12 protein-coding genes are annotated in these 16,286 nt (G+C 64.8%); 4 read left to right on the top strand and 8 right to left on the bottom strand.

Features of this window, described 5'->3' with window-relative positions; translation table 11 throughout:
* Positions 1-4: 4 nt before the first annotated feature.
* A complete protein-coding gene (locus tag ACT6QU_RS16625) occupies positions 5-742 on the bottom strand; it encodes an alanyl-tRNA editing protein (RefSeq protein ID WP_444565043.1) in 738 nt (245 codons plus the stop codon).
* Positions 742-1,776 carry a cysteine synthase A gene (locus ACT6QU_RS16620; protein WP_444565042.1) on the bottom strand — a complete coding sequence of 345 codons (1,035 nt, stop codon included), beginning with the start codon at positions 1,774-1,776 and terminating at the stop codon, positions 742-744. Before ACT6QU_RS16620 ends, ACT6QU_RS16625 begins: the two co-directional genes overlap by 1 nt.
* 234 nt (positions 1,777-2,010) lie before the next feature.
* Between ACT6QU_RS16620 and ACT6QU_RS16615 the strand changes: the two genes are divergently transcribed.
* Both ACT6QU_RS16615 and ACT6QU_RS16610 read left to right on the top strand, forming a co-directional pair.
* The gene (locus tag ACT6QU_RS16615; RefSeq protein ID WP_444565041.1) at positions 2,011-2,649 is read left to right on the top strand and encodes a ChrR family anti-sigma-E factor; all 639 of its coding nucleotides are present in this window, start codon (positions 2,011-2,013) and stop codon (positions 2,647-2,649) included.
* Between the two features lie 25 nt (positions 2,650-2,674).
* Entirely contained in the window at positions 2,675-3,502 is an 828-nt protein-coding gene (locus ACT6QU_RS16610; RefSeq protein WP_024585315.1) for an SDR family NAD(P)-dependent oxidoreductase, read from the top strand.
* On the opposite strand, the gene ACT6QU_RS16605 is transcribed toward ACT6QU_RS16610, so the two are convergent.
* A complete protein-coding gene (locus ACT6QU_RS16605) occupies positions 3,495-4,805 on the bottom strand; it encodes an MFS transporter (protein WP_444565040.1) in 1,311 nt (436 codons plus the stop codon). The two genes, ACT6QU_RS16610 and ACT6QU_RS16605, sit on opposite strands and share 8 nt — an antisense overlap.
* Before the next feature lie 93 nt (positions 4,806-4,898).
* Between ACT6QU_RS16605 and ACT6QU_RS16600 the strand changes: the two genes are divergently transcribed.
* A complete protein-coding gene (locus ACT6QU_RS16600; protein WP_444565039.1) occupies positions 4,899-5,906 on the top strand; it encodes an alpha/beta hydrolase in 1,008 nt (335 codons plus the stop codon).
* Here ACT6QU_RS16600 and ACT6QU_RS16595 read toward each other — a convergent pair.
* From ACT6QU_RS16595 to ilvA, 3 genes are all read right to left on the bottom strand, one after another.
* Entirely contained in the window at positions 5,903-7,111 is a 1,209-nt protein-coding gene (locus tag ACT6QU_RS16595; RefSeq protein WP_444565038.1) for an MFS transporter, read from the bottom strand. The genes ACT6QU_RS16600 and ACT6QU_RS16595 overlap by 4 nt on opposite strands.
* Before the next feature lie 80 nt (positions 7,112-7,191).
* Positions 7,192-8,556, bottom strand: a complete 1,365-nt coding sequence (locus ACT6QU_RS16590; RefSeq protein WP_444565037.1) for a DEAD/DEAH box helicase — start codon at positions 8,554-8,556, stop codon at positions 7,192-7,194.
* A gap of 437 nt (positions 8,557-8,993) precedes the next feature.
* Positions 8,994-10,202, bottom strand: coding sequence for a threonine ammonia-lyase IlvA (gene ilvA, locus ACT6QU_RS16585; protein WP_444565075.1), 1,209 nt, complete (start codon positions 10,200-10,202; stop codon positions 8,994-8,996).
* Positions 10,203-10,360: 158 nt separating this feature from the next.
* Between ilvA and ACT6QU_RS16580 the strand changes: the two genes are divergently transcribed.
* Complete coding sequence (locus ACT6QU_RS16580) at positions 10,361-11,818, top strand: TrkH family potassium uptake protein (protein ID WP_444565036.1); 1,458 nt, start codon at positions 10,361-10,363, stop codon at positions 11,816-11,818.
* A 186-nt stretch (positions 11,819-12,004) separates the two neighbouring features.
* Here ACT6QU_RS16580 and ade read toward each other — a convergent pair whose 3' ends face one another.
* Together ade and ACT6QU_RS16570 are read right to left on the bottom strand one after the other, a co-directional pair.
* Positions 12,005-13,813 (bottom strand): adenine deaminase, encoded by a 1,809-nt coding sequence (gene ade / locus ACT6QU_RS16575; RefSeq protein ID WP_444565035.1) that lies wholly within the window; start codon positions 13,811-13,813, stop codon positions 12,005-12,007.
* Positions 13,814-14,048: 235 nt separating this feature from the next.
* Positions 14,049-16,217 (bottom strand): TRAP transporter permease, encoded by a 2,169-nt coding sequence (locus tag ACT6QU_RS16570; protein ID WP_444565034.1) that lies wholly within the window; start codon positions 16,215-16,217, stop codon positions 14,049-14,051.
* Between the last annotated feature and the right edge of the window lie 69 nt (positions 16,218-16,286).

The following is a 16,286-nucleotide window of genomic DNA, read 5'->3' as shown; positions in this document are numbered from 1 at the left end:
TCGTTTATGCTGGCAATGGACCGAAACGGAGCCGGAATCGGCGGTTTTCGCGGCCTTTTTTCTCGATTTTTCCGACATGAATCGCGCCGATCTCGCTCAATGAGCGCACATGTGTGCCGCCGCAAGGCTGGCTGTCGATACTGCCGTTTTCGCCGATCAGCACCAGCCGGATTCGCCCCGACCCCATCGGCGGACGCACGTTCTTCGACTTGACCAACGACGGGTTCGCCGCCAGCTCGTCATCGCCGATCCAGCGGGTCGAGACGGGATGGTCGGCCGCCACCAGTTCCTGCAATCTCGCCGTCACCTCTTCCTTGGTGAAGCTGGCATCGGGCAGGTCGAAATCGACGCGGCTGTCCTCCTCGGACACCGCCGCGCCGGTGATCGGATAAGGGCAGATGACGGTGAGCAGATGGCAGGCCGTGTGCATCCGCATCAGCCTGTGGCGCCGCTCCCAGTCGATCCGAAGCGTCACCGCCTCGCCCGCCTCCAAGGCTGGCTGGCCGGGTGCAGGAAGATGGACGATCTCGTCCTTCGTCTCGCCGGTGATCGTGCCGGCGATCTCGATCATCTCGCCATTGGCGCGCACGATGCGGCCGGTATCGCCCGGCTGGCCGCCGGATGTGGCGTAGAAGATGGTGCGGTCGAGGAGAATGCCGCCGCGCTCATTGACCCCGACGACCTTCGCATCCGCTTGACGCAGATAGGCATCCTCGCGAAACAGCGATTCCGTCATCGCCATCAGGCGACGTCCTCGAAGGGCACGTCGATCTTGCTCTCGCTTTCCATCCAACCGGGCACCGGCAGGTTCTTGCCGCGCAGGAAGTCCGGGTTGAACATCTTGGATTGGTAGCGCGTGCCGTAGTCGCAGAGGATGGTCACGATCGTATGGCCCGGCCCCATCTCCTTGGCGAGGCGGATCGCGCCAGCGATGTTGATGCCCGACGAGCCGCCGAGGCACATGCCCTCCTCCTGCACGAGGTCGAAGACGATCGGCAGCGCCTCGTCGTCCGGCACCTGGAACGAGAAATCGGGCTGGAAGCCTTCGAGGTTGGCGGTGATGCGGCCCTGCCCGATACCTTCGGTGATCGACGAGCCTTCGGACTTCAGTTCGCCGTTCGTGTAGTAGGAATGGAGCGCCGCCCCCAGCGGATCGGCGAGTGCGATCTTGACGCCGTTGGACTTCATCCGCAGCCCTGCCGCGACGCCCGCCAACGTACCGCCCGTGCCGACGGCCGAGACGAACCCGTCGACCTTGCCCTCGGTCTGGTCCCAAATCTCGATGGCCGTCGTCTCGATATGGCCGTCGCGATTGGCGACATTATCGAACTGGTTCGCCCAGATCGCGCCGTTCGGCTCGCTCTTCGCAAGCTGCTCCGCCAGGCGTCCCGAGACCTTCACGTAGTTGTTCGGGTTCTTGTAGGGCACCGCCGGAACCTCGATCAGTTCGGCGCCCAGAACGCGCAGCGCGTCCTTCTTCTCCTGGCTCTGCGTGTCGGGAATGACGATGACTGTGCGGTAACCGAGCGCCCTGGCGACGACGGTCAGCCCGATGCCGGTATTGCCCGCCGTGCCCTCGACGATGACGCCGCCCGGTCGCAGCAAGCCCTTCTTTTCCGCGTCGCGGATGATAAAAAGCCCCGCGCGGTCCTTGACCGACTGGCCCGGATTCATGAACTCGGCCTTGCCCAGAATGGTGCAGCCGGTTTCCTCCGACGCGCGCTTGAGCTTGATCAGCGGCGTGTTGCCGATGACGTCGATGACTGAACGGTCCATGATTGATCCTTAGAATTGCTGCCCGCGAAACTAGAAACCCTGCGGAAAGCTTTCAAGGACGGAATTTCGCGCTCGACGCCATCCGTCGAAAAACTGTTCGCGTCTGCCGCAATCTCGACCCGAAACAGTGATCCGGATTGCGCTTAGGGCCGTATCTTGGGAAAACAAGCGGAATATCCGCAGCGTGAAGAGTCGGGAGCCGAATTGAACCAGGCAACGCAGTCGGGGCTTGAAATGACCGCAGAAACCATCGAGACGATCGACGCGCTGATGGCGCGTTACGCAGCGGGCACGCTGCCCTACCCGGCTCATATCCTCGTCCAGTCGCATCTCGAGATCACCAGCATCAATCGCGACCTCGTCGCCGGCCTCGAAGAACTTGCATCGGATGCGCTGCAGGAAGCCGAGCCGCAGCCGATATCGGATCGCGCCCAGCGCCTTACCTCCATCTTCGGCAGCGCCCCGCCGGCCGATGCGATCCGTCATCGCTCAACCAGCATCTTCCCGACCGCGCTTCGCGACTTCGTCGGTTTCGATGCCGACGAGGTGCCGTGGCGCACCAAGATGCCGGGCTTTCGCGAATACGACATGGATGTCGACGGCTGTCATGCAAGCCTGTTCTGGATCAAGCCCGGCCGCAAGATTCCCGCCCATACCCATGAGGGGCAGGAACTGACGCTGGTTCTCGACGGCGCCTTTACCGACATTTTCGGCCGCTACGGACGCGGCGACATCTCGGTCGCCAACGAGGCGATCGACCACCGCCCGATCGCGGAGAAGGAGCGTCCCTGCATCGGCTTTGCGATCACCGACGCCCCCCTGCGCTTCACCGGCCCGCTCGGCCAGCGACTGACTGACATTCTGGGCGCCTGATCCCGTCAACCGAAGGTCCTTGCCGATGACACTCTACCGCGCCCGCCCCCAGGACGGCGTCGCCTGGATAACCGGCGCCTCGACCGGTATCGGCCGGCAGGTCGCGATCGATCTCGCGCGCGAGGGCTATGTGGTGGCCATCACGGCGCGCGACGAGGAAAAGCTCGTCGAAGTGTCGCATGCGGCAAGCGGGCTCTCGGGCCGCATCGTGCCGATGGTTTGCGACGTCACCGACGCCGACGCCATGGAGCGAACCGTCCAGCGCATCGAGCGCGAACTCGGACCCATCGTCCTTGCGGTCTTCAATGCCGGCACCTATTCGCCGACCATTGGCGAGCGGCTGGAAGTCGCGAACTTCCACGGCACCTTCACGGTCAATCTTTACGGCGTCGTCAACGGCCTCGTCCCGGTGGCCGACCGGATGCGCGACCGCGGCTTCGGCCAGATCGCGATCACCGGTTCGGTCACCGCCTATTTCGGCCTGCCCTCCGCCGCCGCCTATGGCGCGACCAAGGCGGCGCTGAACAGCATGGCGCGCAGTCTGAAATACGATTTCGACAAGCAGAACATCCGCATCCAGATGTTCAATCCCGGCTTCGTCGCAACACCCCTGACCGCCAAGAACAAGTTCCCGATGCCCGCCTTGATGAAGGTGGAGGATGCCGGGGCGCGCTATGTCGAGGGGCTGAAGACAGGCGGATTCGAAGTCTCGTTCCCCCGCCGATTGTCCTATGTTCTCAAGGCGTTCGGCTACCTTCCGGATTCACTTTATTATCGCCTCGTCAAGCGCGTGACCGGCTGGGACAAGCGTCGCGTCGCCTCAGGCAAGGACAAGCGCCGCACGGTCAACTGACCGTCTCGATCCGCGACCGTAATCCCCGCTGCGTCGTCTCGTCGAGCGGAAAATTCCACATCAGGCCGATCGCCGCAAGCTTGAGCGCCACCGGCACCCACGCATAGGTGACGGCAAGCGCCGTTAGCGCCCGCGCATCATTGTCGCCGCCGGCCTCAAACCCGAAAAACTGCAGCAGCGGAAAGGCGAGTCCGACCGCCAGCGCCAGCGAAAGCTTGGTCGCAAGGCTCCACGCGGCGAAATAGAGTCCCGAGCGCTGCTCGCCCGACGCGGCCGTGTCGACGTCGATGACGTCCGCCTGGATCGCCGCGGGCAATGCGAGGTCGAAGCCAAGCGTCAATCCCGTTGCGACCGATAAAGCCGCGAATGCAAGCCAGTTGCCCTCCCCGATCAGGGGCGCGAAGGCGAAGACGGCGCAGGTGAAGAGCATGGCCACGCACCAGGCGCGGTGCTTGCCGAACCGCCGCGCGGCCGCCAGCGCCAGCGGCATGCCGGCAATCCCGGCGAGGAAATAGACGAAGAGCAGTGGGCCGCGCATTTCGGGCAGGCCGAGCCGGTCGGAAACGAAATAAAGGAAGAGCGTCGCGGGAATGCCATTGGCGAGGCCGTTGATGAGAAACGCCGCGATAAGCCGCAGGAACGGCCCGTTGCGCGCCATGTGGCGGAGGCCGTCGCGCAGATCGAGCCGCGTCCGCGAATATTCGCGCGGCTCGGGCACCCGCCAGACGGTGAGCCCGCCCAGCGCCAGAAGCAGAACGGCGACGACGATGCCGAGCACGGCAAGACCATGCAGCCCTTCTGCGCTTTCCATCCCGATGGCGAAGGGCAGCGCGATGGCAAGAAGCGTACCGACAAGCGTGAACCCTTCACGAAACCCCGCCACCCGCGCCCGCTCGCGATAATCGCCGGCCATCTCCGCGCCCCATGAGGTCAGCGGGATGATCGCCGCCGTATAGCCCAGCGAAAGCACGGCGCCCCAAAAGACCAGATGGCCCGGACCCGCATCGACGGGCGGCCAGAACAGCATCAGCGCGGCAAGCGCTGCAATCGGCAGCGAGGCAAGGAACGTCGCTCGCCGCCGCCCCATGGACGGCCGCCAACGATCCGCCATCCAGCCGACCAGCGGGTCGTTGAACGCATCGAACAGCCGCACGAAAAGCAAAGCCGCCCCGACGGAGGCCAGCGAAAGCCCGAGCGTTTCCGAATAGAAGGTCGGCACGATGATGTAGAGCGGCAGGGTCAGCGCCGCCAGCGGGATCGCGGGCAGCGCGTAGAGGACGAGGCGGGATGCCTTCAGGGTCATGACGGGCTTTCAGGCGGCAGCAACTGTTGATGTTTACGCCGAAAAGGCACATTCGGTTTCGATGGCAGAAGCATACGCGACGAGGCAGGTGGGATGGCGAAGGCAGGGCCGGGCAAGCAAGGCAGGCGCGGGATGTGGGCGATCCTCGCCGTATTTCTTCTGACCGCAATCGGCGCCGCGGCATATTTCGCCGGCCCGCGCGTCGCCGTCGACACGACCATCCGTTTCGATCCCGCGACGATCGGCGAGGATGTCGAAACCTATCTGGCCGGCCGCGAGCGTGACGTGCCGAACCTGCGCGACGGCGTCGGCAAGGAAATCGTCTGGGCGTTCCCAACCTCCAAGGCCCGCACGCCGCTCGCCATCGTCTACATTCACGGATTTTCCGCCTCGAGCGGCGAGATCCGCCCCGTTCCCGACGAGATCGCATCGCGCCTCGGCGCCAACCTCTTCTTCACCCGCCTTACCGGTCACGGCCAGGATGGCGCGGCGATGGCGACGGGAAGCGTCAACGCGTGGGTCAACGACTACGCCGAGGCGATCGAGATCGGACGCCGGCTCGGCTCGCGCGTCGTCGTCGTCGCGACATCCACCGGCGCCGGCCTTGCCACATGGGCCGCGACGCAGCACGAACTGTCCGAAGATGTCGCAGCCCTCGTCCTCGTCTCGCCGAACTACCGCATCCGCGCGGCAGGCGCCTCGCTCCTGACCGGTCCATGGGGTGGGCAGATCGCGCGCCTTGCCAGCGGCGCCGAGCGCCAGTTCACGCCGCGCAACGAGGCGCATGGCAGGTTGTGGACCCCGCGCTATCCGACCGAGGCGATCCTGCCGATGGCCGCGCTGACGAAACTCGCGCATGATGCACCGGTCGAGGAGATCGGCATCCCGGCCTTCTTCGTCTATTCGGCCGCCGACCGGATCGTCGACGCCGAGGTGACGGCCGACATCGCCGCGCGCTGGGGCGCGCTTTCGGACAGCCTGTTGATCGAAAGCTCCGACGACCCGCAGAACCACGTCATCACCGGCGATGCGCTTTCGCCGCAGACCAACGAGCTCATCATCGAGACCACCGTCAACTGGCTGCGCGAAAACGCGCTCTAGGCGGTGGCGAGTTTCGTGCGCTCTGGCCGTGCATCGCGTACGAACAGATAGACGAACAGCGAGATCGCCAGCATCGCGGCATAGAACGCGAAGAGCGCGGCATAGCCCGATTCCGGCTGGCCCGTGACCGCATTGGCCGAGACGATCGGCCCCGTCGCGAACTGCATGACGCCGACGCCGCCGATGGAGAAGAAGTTGAGAAGCGTCACGCCGCGCCCCGTCAAATGTGCCGGCAGGAAGGCGCGGCCATGCGCCATCAGGAGGCCGTAGGCAGCGCCGGTCACGCCGATCAGCACGAATATGATCGTCGTCTGGGCGATGCTGGTAACGGGATTGAGCGCGAGATAGACGAGGACGGCAAGGCTGAGCGAATTGCCGACGATCGCCACCCATTTGCGCGTGCGGAAGATCGTGTCGAGCGGCCCGTAGATGAACCCGCCCGCCACCATCGCCAACGCCATGAACAGCGTCACTTGCCCGATCATCAGCGCATCGGCCCCATAGACGTCGGAGAGATAAGGGCCGGCCCAAAGGCCGCGGATGCCGGCTGCCGCGGCGTAGTTGATCGCGGTGAGCGGAAACAGCGCCCACAGGACCTTCAGCTTGAAGAGTTCGAGATAGCCGGAGAAACCCGCCCCCGCCGCAAAGCTCGCGTCGCGATGCGGATCGCGCAGGAAAACCATGATGGCGCAGGCGGTCAGAAGCGTGACGACGCCGAGCCCCATCATCACCGGGCGCCAGCCGAATGCTTCGGCGGCAGTCGCCAGCGGCGAGGCGCCGACGACATTGCCGAGCGAGCCGAAGGCGACGAGCCAGGAAGTGAGGATAGCCAGCCGCGCCGTCGAATAGGTATGGGCGAAGATGAACACCGAGGCCATCAGCACCGGCGCGCAGCCGACGCCGATGAGCGCCATGGCCGTGATCACCATCCAGGGCTGGGTTGCGAAAGCGAAGAGGAACGCCCCGCCCGCGCCGCCGATGGCGAGCAGGACGGCGGCCGTCCGCTTGGGGCCGTATCTGTCGAGGCAAACGCCGACCACGAACTGCATCGCCGAGAACGATGCGAACCACGCGCCCGAGGCGAGCGAAAGGTCGGTATTGGTCGCCCCGAGCTCGGAGCCCAGAACCGGTGTGAGGACCGCCAGAAACGAGCGGTAGAACTGCGACAGCACATAGGCGATCGCAAGAGCGGCCAAGCCAGCCATGAAGCGTTTCCCGTCGACTTTTATTGGTGCGGCCACCGGCCGACGGGAAACGGATTAGTTGATTAACGCGTTAGGCGCAATCAGGCAGCTCGGCGCGAACCACCGCCATTGCTTGGGCCACGGCGCTTGGCCCGGAACGGACGCTTCTGGCCCTCCGCCGGCTTGCCGGAGCCCTGGCCGAAGCCGGGCTTGCGGCCCTGGCGCGGCTTGCCGTTGGCATTTGCCGGGCGGCGATTCTCGCGCTCTTCCGGCAAGGGTTCGGACTTGCGCTGAACCGGATCTGCCTGGCCGAGATGGTCGGCCGCGATCGGCAGCTTCATGCGGATGATCTTCTCGACCTGGCGCAGCTTGGAGCCCTCGGAAGGATCGCACAGCGTGATCGCGATGCCGTCCGCGCCGTTGCGGCCGGTGCGGCCGATGCGGTGGACGTAGCTTTCCGCCTCGTCCGGCAGGTCGAAATTCACCACATGGGTGATGTTCGGCACGTCGATGCCGCGCGCGGCGATGTCGGTCGCCACGAGAATGCGAACCTCGCCGTCACGGAAGCCGTTCAGCGCGCGCTGGCGGGCGTTTTGCGACTTGTTGCCGTGGATGACGGCCGCCTCGAAACCATCACGGACGAGATCGCGGGTGACGCGGTCAGCGCCATGCTTGGTGCGCGCGAAGATGATGACGCGCGACATCGCGTCGTCCTTCAGCATCGTCGACAGGACGTCGCGCTTCTGCTTCAGGCGCGCCATCACGACGCTCTGGTGGATTTCGGCCGCCGTCGTGCCCTGCGGGGCGACTTCGACATGGACCGGGTCCTTGAGGATGCCGCGGGCGAGCTGTTCGATCTCGTTCGGCATGGTCGCCGAGAACAGCGCCGTCTGGCGCTTGGGATGCGTCGCGCGGGCGATCTTCTTGACGTCGTTGATGAAGCCCATGTCGAGCATGCGGTCGGCTTCGTCGAGGACGAGCCAGCGCGTCTCGGACAGGACGATCTCGTTCTGGCGAACGAGGTCGGTCAGGCGGCCCGGCGTTGCGACGAGAATATCGACGCCCTGCGCCATGCGCTTGACCTGGCCGCCGCGCGACACGCCGCCGAGCACGAGGCTGGTCGAGATGTGGAGGCCCTTGGAGATCGCACGGATCGTCTCTTCGATCTGCACGGCGAGTTCGCGCGTCGGCGCGAGGATCAGCGCGCGGCAGGTCTTCGCCTTGCGCTTGTCGCCGAGCGCGGCGATATGCTTGAGGATCGGCAGCGCAAAGGCGGCCGTCTTGCCGGAACCGGTCTGGGCGACGCCCAGAATGTCCTTGCCGGCGATCTGCGCGGGAATGGCCGCAACCTGGATCGGCTTGGGCTCCACGAACCCGGCACGGGCAGCGCTTTCGAGCAGCTTGCCGTCGATGCCGAGGGGGCCGAAACCGCTGGTCACGGTGGTGGTCTGGTTTTCAGTCGTCAAAATAGTCTTCTTTCTGGCGCGCGGCGTTGACCGGGCGCAAAATTCGATGCCGCAGGGCGCAACCTGCGTGCGATATGTCAAAATGGGATCGACAAGGCGGCGAACCCTAAGGTCCGCGCGGCTGCGCTGTCGTCGCCGCGGTCATCCGCGGGCTTGCCTTGCAAACGAACAAGACAAAGACGCAACCAGTCCGTATTCGGGAAAGCCGGAAAGTCCGGCCCAAGCGCCTCGTGCGGCTCATATGGGCCAGTTCGCTGCCAAATGCAACCGAAACCTGCTGCGGTGCAAAATCAGGTGGGTGTGTTAAGATTCTGGCATGTGCGTGCCGAAAGTGGCGGATTTCGAGAACCGGAGCGGAGTGGACATTTGGTCCATGAGCACCGGAAGCGCAGAAAGCCGTCGTTTGCAGACCGCTCAGGCCTGAATATCAACACACCCTAGATCACGAGGCCGGCGATCGTCTCATTGTCGGTGATGTCCTGATAGGTCCAGCCCGCGGCCTCGAACTTCTCCGCGAGAATCGCGAAATTCGCCGGGTTCTTCGTCTCGATGCCGATCAGGACCGAGCCGAAATTGCGCGCCGACTTCTTCAGGTACTCGAATCTGGCGATGTCGTCTTCGGGGCCGAGCAGGTCGAGGAAGTCACGCAACGCACCGGGCCGCTGCGGAAAGCGGAAGACGAAGTATTTCTTCAGCCCCTCGAAGCGCAGCGCGCGCTCCTTCACGTCCGGCAGGCGCTCGAAATCGAAATTGCCGCCAGATACGACGAGGACGATTGTCTTCCCTGCGATCTCGATCGGAGCAAGATCCTTCAGCGCATCGATCGCCAGCGCGCCGGCCGGCTCCAGCACCACGCCCTCGACATTCAGCATCTCGATGATCGTCGCGCAGATGCGGTTTTCCGGGATGCGGGTCACGTCGTCCGGGACAAAATGCGACAGCGCCGCAAAGTTCGCCTCGCCGATCTCCGCCACCGAGGCGCCATCGACGAAATTGTCGACCTGCGGCAACCGCACGCGCCGCCCTTCGGAGAGGCTCGAATGCAGGCTCGACGCGCCGACCGGCTCGGCAAAGAGGAACCGCGTGCCGGCGTCGGCGAGATAGCGAGTCACCCCAGCCGCAAGCCCGCCCCCGCCGACCGGCAGCACGATCAGGTCTGCAAGGACGCCGTCCGGAAGCTGCGCCTCGATCTCCTGCGCGACGCTCGCCTGTCCCTCGATGATGTCTTCATGGTCGAAGGGCGGCACCATCAACCCGCCGGTCTCGGCCGCGAACGCCTGCGCGGCGCGATAGCAGGCGTCGAAATAGTCGCCGGTCAGGCGGATTTCCACGAACTCGCCGCCGAAGAGCCGCGTCTTGTCGATCTTCTGCTGCGGCGTCGTCACCGGCATGAAGATGACGCCGCGCTTGGCGAGGTGCCGGCACACATAGGCAAAGCCCTGCGCGTGGTTGCCTGCCGAGGCGCAGACGAACGCCTCCGGCCCCGCCCCCGCTTCCAGCACCTTGCGGAAGAAGTTGAACGCACCGCGGATCTTGTAGGATCGCACCGGCGACAAATCCTCGCGCTTCAGGAATATCCGCGCGCCGGTCTTCTTCGACAGATACGCGTTTTCCTGCAGCGGCGTCTCGGGAAAGAGCGCGCGCATGGCGTCGGCTGCCAGTCGAACGTCGGCTTTGAAGTCACGGTGCAAAGGCTTCGGACCTTCCTGCGGTCTTTGTCTGTTGGCGGGTCCGCCGCGCTATTGCATATTCGGTGCGCGGAAGCCACTGTCGCGCCGCTTCAAGGGGTCAAGTCGGGGAAGACGTGCAGTATCTCGCCATTCGCACCGCGATCCACATCGCGGCGATCTTCGCCATCTACCTGTCCCTCGCCATGTTCATACCGGCCGGCGTGGACCTTTATTTCGGCAATGAGGATTGGCAGGTCTTTGCCTTCTCCGCGGTCCTCACCGGCGGGCTGGCACTGGCCGTCGCGGCCGCGACGCAGGGGCGCCCACCGGTTCTGTCCGCACGTTTCGGCTTCTTCGTCGTCAACCTGCTCTGGCTGACCACGTGTACCGTCGGCGCCATTCCGTTCCTCACATCCTCGCTGGAGATTTCGCTGACCGACGCGGTCTTCGAATCGGTTTCCGGCATCACGACCACCGGCGGAACGGTTCTGACGGGTCTCGATTCCCTGCCGCCCGGCATTTTGATCTGGCGTTCTCTCCTGCAATGGATCGGCGGTCTCGGCGTCATCGCGCTCGGCCTCTTCGTCCTGCCTTTCCTCAATGTCGGCGGCGTCTCCTACTTCAAGATCGAATCCTCCGACATCTCGGACCGGCCCTTCGAGCGCTTCTCGACCTATACGACGAGCCTGATCGCCATCTACGTCGCGCTGACGGTCATCTGCGCGATCTGCTACGCGGCCGCCGGCATGACCGGCTTCAACGCGGTGAACCATGCGCTGACCACCATCTCGACGGCCGGCTTCTCGACCCACGACTCTTCGATGGCCTTCTACGACGACAACCTGCCGGTGCTGTGGATCGCGACCGTTTTCATGTTCATCGGTGCCCTGCCCTTCGCGATCGTCATCCTGCTCTTCACGCGCGGGCGCATCGAATCCCTGCGCGATCCGCAATTGCGCGTCTTTGCCGGCTACGTGCTCATCTTCATCCTGGCGGTGACGATCTATGTGCGCCTGTCGAGCGACATCGGCTTCATCGATGCGCTGACGCATTCGGCCTTCAACTTCATGTCGATCATCACGACGACGGGATATGCGAGTTCGGACTACACCGCCTGGGGCCCGTTCGCCTTCGCCTGCGCCTTCGTCGCGATGTTCCTCGGCGGCTGTTCGGGCTCGACGACGGGCGGCATCAAGGCCTACCGGTTCCTGATCCTGTTCGAACTCGTGCTGAACGGCCTGCGCCGCCTCGTCTATCCGAACACCGTGCAAAGCGTGCGCTACGGCGACCGTCCGGTCGACGATGCCATGCAGCGCGCCGTCGTTCTCTTCATCGCCTCGTTCTTCATCCTCTGGCTGATCACGACGATCCTCCTGTCGGCGACGGGTCTCGATTTCATCAGCGCCATGTCGGGCGCCCTGACGGCGCTCACCAATGTCGGCCCCGGCCTCGGCGACGTCATCGGCCCGGTCGGCAATTTCGCGACCATCCCCGACACCGCCAAATGGATCATGGCCATCGCCATGCTCATGGGCCGCCTCGAAATCCTCGCCGTGCTGGTGATCTTCACGCCGATCTTCTGGAACAGGTAGGGGAAGAGTCCTCTTGGCGGACCCCCACCCTCTATCCCTCCCCACAAGGGGGAGGGAGACGTGAGCGTCGCGCCGATAACCTGAATCCGGCTCCAGGCCTGAGGGTCAGAAGCAACGCTGACGCCCTCCCTCCCCCTTGTGGGGAGGGATAAAGGGTGGGGGTAGCCTCGCGCCGACCCATCCGCCCTAAACGAACAATTCCACCCTCTCGAACGTCCGCACATCCACCAGCCCCTGGTCGGAAATCCGCAACTCAGGAATGACCACCAGCGCCAAGAGCGAGTGCTGCATGTAGGCGTTGTTCAGGTCGCAGCCGACCTCGCGCATTGCCGCCGTCAGCTTCGCTGCCTTCTCCGCCGCGATCTCGGCTCGCTCATCCGACATCAGCCCTGCGATCGGCAGTTCGACCAGCGCCAGTTCGCGACCCTCCGAGATCAGCACAACTCCGCCGCCGACTTCGCCGAGCCGGTTCGCCGCCAGCGCCATGTCGGCCTTGTTGGTGCCGACGACGATCATGTGGTGGCTGTCATGTGCCACTGTCGAAGCCATCGCGCAGGGCTTCTTGTAGCCGAACCCGGAGACGAGCGCGTTGACGACGCTCCCAGTCGCCCGGTGCCGCTCGACGAGCGCGATCTGGCAGACGTCGTTGGCGCCGTCCATTGCGACGAGCCCGTTTTCGATCGGCATATCCATTTCGAGCGCCCGAGTCGGCGCCTGGTTCTCGATGACGCCTATCACCCGCGCCCGCACCGAATTCGCCCCCTCCGGCGCCTTGATGTCGAAATCCGTCGCGCCAAGCTGCTTGCCGAGCTTCACCGTCTGCTTCGCCTCGGCCGGATAGGGATAGGGTTCGATCTCGGCAACGAGCCGGCCATGCTCGGCAAGCAATCGGCCATGTGCGTAGACCTGGTCGATCGCGAGCGCAGCAAGATCGGAGACGATCAGGAAATCGGCGAGCCGGCCCGGCGCGATCGAGCCGATCTCGCGCTCGATCTTGAAGTGCTGCGCGGCGTTGAGCGTCGCCATCTGGATCGCTGTCACCGGCTTCAGCCCCTGCGCGATCGCGTGGCGCACCACGCGGTCCATGTGGCCTTCCTCGACCAGCGTGCCGGAATGGCAATCATCGGTGCACAGGATGAAATTGCGCGGATCGAGCCCGGACTCGGTCACCGCCTTGACTTGTTCGGCCACGTCGTACCAGGCCGATCCGAGCCGGAGCATCGCGCGCATGCCCTGCCGCACGCGGGCGATAGCGTCTTCGGCGCGGGTGCCCTCATGGTCGTCCTCCGGCCCGCCTGCGACATAGCCGTGGAAAGCGGGGCCGAGGTCGGGCGAGGCGTAGTGCCCGCCGACGGTGCGGCCGGCCTTCATCGTCTCGGCGATTTCGGCCACCATCTTGGGCTCGTTCGCCGAAACGCCCGGAAAATTCATCACCTCGCCGAGCCCGATGATGTTCTCCCAGGTCATCGCCTCGGCGACGTCCTTCTCGTCGAGCGTCGCGCCAGGCGTCTCGAGCCCCGGCGCCGACGGTACGCAGGACGGCATCTGCACATGGACGTTGACCGGCATCGCCATCGCCTCGTCATGCATCAGCCGCACGCCCTTGAGGCCCAGCACGTTGGCGATCTCGTGCGGATCGATGAACATCGAGGTCGTGCCGTGCGGAATGACCGCGCGGCAGAACTCGGTGACTGTCACCATGCCGCTCTCGACATGCATGTGCGCGTCGCACAGCCCCGGCACCAGATAGCGCCCGGCCGCGTCGATCACCTGCGTCCCCTCGCCGATCGCGTGGCTCGCATCGGGCCCGCAATAGGCAAAACGCCCGGCGGTGATCGCAAGGTCGGTGCCCGCGATGATCTCGCCCGAATAGACGTTCACCCAGCGCCCGTTGCGGATGACGAGTTCGGCCGGCCTGCGCCCCGTCGCGACGTCGACGAGCGTGGCGGCCATCTCGTGCCAGGGACGCGGTTTGTTGAATCTGGCTGACGACATCTGGCTGAATCTCCGTTTGAGCCGAATGTGCCAAGCCGCTGGACGGAAAGCCAGAATGCATTCCGTCCAGCCATGCGAAAACTGTTTCGCCTTAGGGCTTGCTGAGATTCTGGCATGTGCGTGCCGAAAACGGCGGATTTCGAGAACCGGAGCGGAATGGACATTTCGTCCATGAGCACCGGAAGCGCCGAAAGCTGTCGTTTGCAGGCCGCTCAGGTCTGAATGTCAGCACGCCCTAATCCGCGCCGCGCGCCAATGTCCGCGGCTCCACCACCCGCTTCTGGTAGAGGAACAGCGCGCCGCCGACGGCAAAGCCGATCAGGTCGGACGTCCACCCACCCTTGATCATCGCCAGCGCACCGAACATCAACAGGATGCGCAGCACCACGTTCAGCGGTCCGAAGAACCAGCCGATGACCGCCGCCGACAGGAGATAGATGCCGATCGTCGCCGTCACGAAGACGTGGAGGATGTCGATCCATTCGCCCTGCATCAGCATCTCGGCCGAATAGAAGAACATGAACGGCACGACGAAGGCCGCAAGCCCGATCTTGAAGGCCTCGACGGAGGTCTTCATCGGGTCCGACCGCGCGAGCGCCGCGCCCGCATAGGCAGCCAGCGCCACCGGGGGCGTGATCGCCGACATCACCGCGTAATAGAAGATGAAGAAATGCGCGACGAGCGGCTGGATGCCGAGCTGGATCAGGCCCGGCGCAAGCACCGATGCCGCCACCGCATAGGCCGCCGTCGTCGGCATGCCCATGCCCAGGATGATCGAGACGCACATGGCGAAGAACAGCGCAATGAGCTGGTTCTGCTCGGCAAGGGCAAGAAGCACGGCCGAAAAGCGCGTGCCGACGCCCGTCAGCGCGATCACGCCGACGATGATGCCCGCCGCCGCGCAGACCGCCACGAGTTGCAGCGACATCTTGGCGGCGAGTTCGAAGGCATAGAGGATCGCCCGCGGGCCCATCTTGTTGGGCGTGAGCCACGAGACGACGGCCGCCGCGATCATCGCCAGCGTGCCGGCGCGGATGACCGAATACCCGGCGAACAGCGCGTAGATCAGGATGACGATCGGGACGAACAGATAGACCTGCCTCAGCAGCTTGCCGAACTGCGGCAGTTCCGAACGCGGCAGGCCTTTCATACCCTTCTTGGTCGCCTCGAGATCGACCATGAAATAGACCGAGGCGAAATAGAGGATCGAGGGGATGATCGCCGCGATGACGATCTCAGTGTAGGGAATGCCCGTGATCTCGGCCATGATGAAGGCGCCGGCGCCCATGATCGGCGGCATGATCTGCCCGCCCGAGGAGGCCGCGGCCTCGACGGCGGCGGCCGTCTGCGGCTTGTAGCCGACCTTGCGCATCAGCGGGATCGTCAAGGACCCGGTCGAGACGACGTTGCCGGCGGATGTGCCGTTGATCGTGCCCATCAGACCCGATGCGAAGACCGCGACCTTGGCCGGCCCGCCCCGCGCCTGGCCGGCGGCGGCAAAGGCGAAATTGACGAAATACTCGCCCACTTTCGAGGCCTGAAGGAAGGCCGCGAAGGTCACGAACAGGATGATGTAGGTCGACGAAATGGCCGTCGTCGGCCCGAGAATGCCCTGGTCTGTGTAGACATAGGTGAAGAAGCGCGAGACCGAATAGCCGCGATGCTGCAGGAAGCCCGGCAGGAACGGTCCGACGAAACTGTAAAGAATGAAGACGCCGGCGATGATGACCAGCGCCAGCCCGGCAAGGCGGCGCGTCAGCTCGAGGATCAGGATGACGCCGGCGATCGAGGCCCACATGTCGGCCGGCTGCGCCATGCCGGTGCCGGCGCGAAGGCGCAGCGCACCCGCATTGTAGATGATGTAGAGGCAGACCGCACCGGCGGCGACGGCGAGCAGAACGTCGGCCAGATTGATCCGGTCTTCGGCGGGGTCGGAAAAGAACCAGCCATGGACGACGGCGAGAATGGTGCCGACGAGGAGGGGAATGCCGAAGGTCTGGAACGCGAAGGCAGGCGGCGCGGCTTCACCCATCGTCCACCAGTTGCCCCATGCGACCAGCATGCAGAACGTGCCGTAGAGGATGCCGGCGGCCGCGCCGAGCAGCACCACCGTGCCGATCGGATTGCGCCTCGCGGGTCCGGCGTCCTTGGTGACGCCATGTGCGGAATAGAGCAGGAAACCGATCGCGAGACCGCCCGCGATGTGGATCAGCCGGTAGGTCCACGTCTCCAGCGGGTATAGGTTCATCACCGCGATGTGGAAGACCGTGTAGGCGATGCAGGCCGCGACCACCAGCCAGTGCATGGTCCCGCGGAAAAGCCGCTGGTTGTAGCTTTGCGGCTCGATGTCCACGCCTTCGGCGAGGTTGACCGTCTCTGGCGATGCCGTGTTCGTCTGCGTCATGATATCCCTCCCCGAGGACACCTGTCAGATGGCAAAAGCCCCGGCGGCGCGGATGCGCAACCGGGGCAT

Origin of the sequence: Aliihoeflea sp. (genome assembly GCF_052435475.1) — a bacterium.
GTDB lineage: Bacteria > Pseudomonadota > Alphaproteobacteria > Rhizobiales > Rhizobiaceae > Aliihoeflea.
The sequence above is the reverse complement of the archived record's forward strand: the minus strand, read 5'-3'. Positions and strand labels throughout refer to the sequence as shown.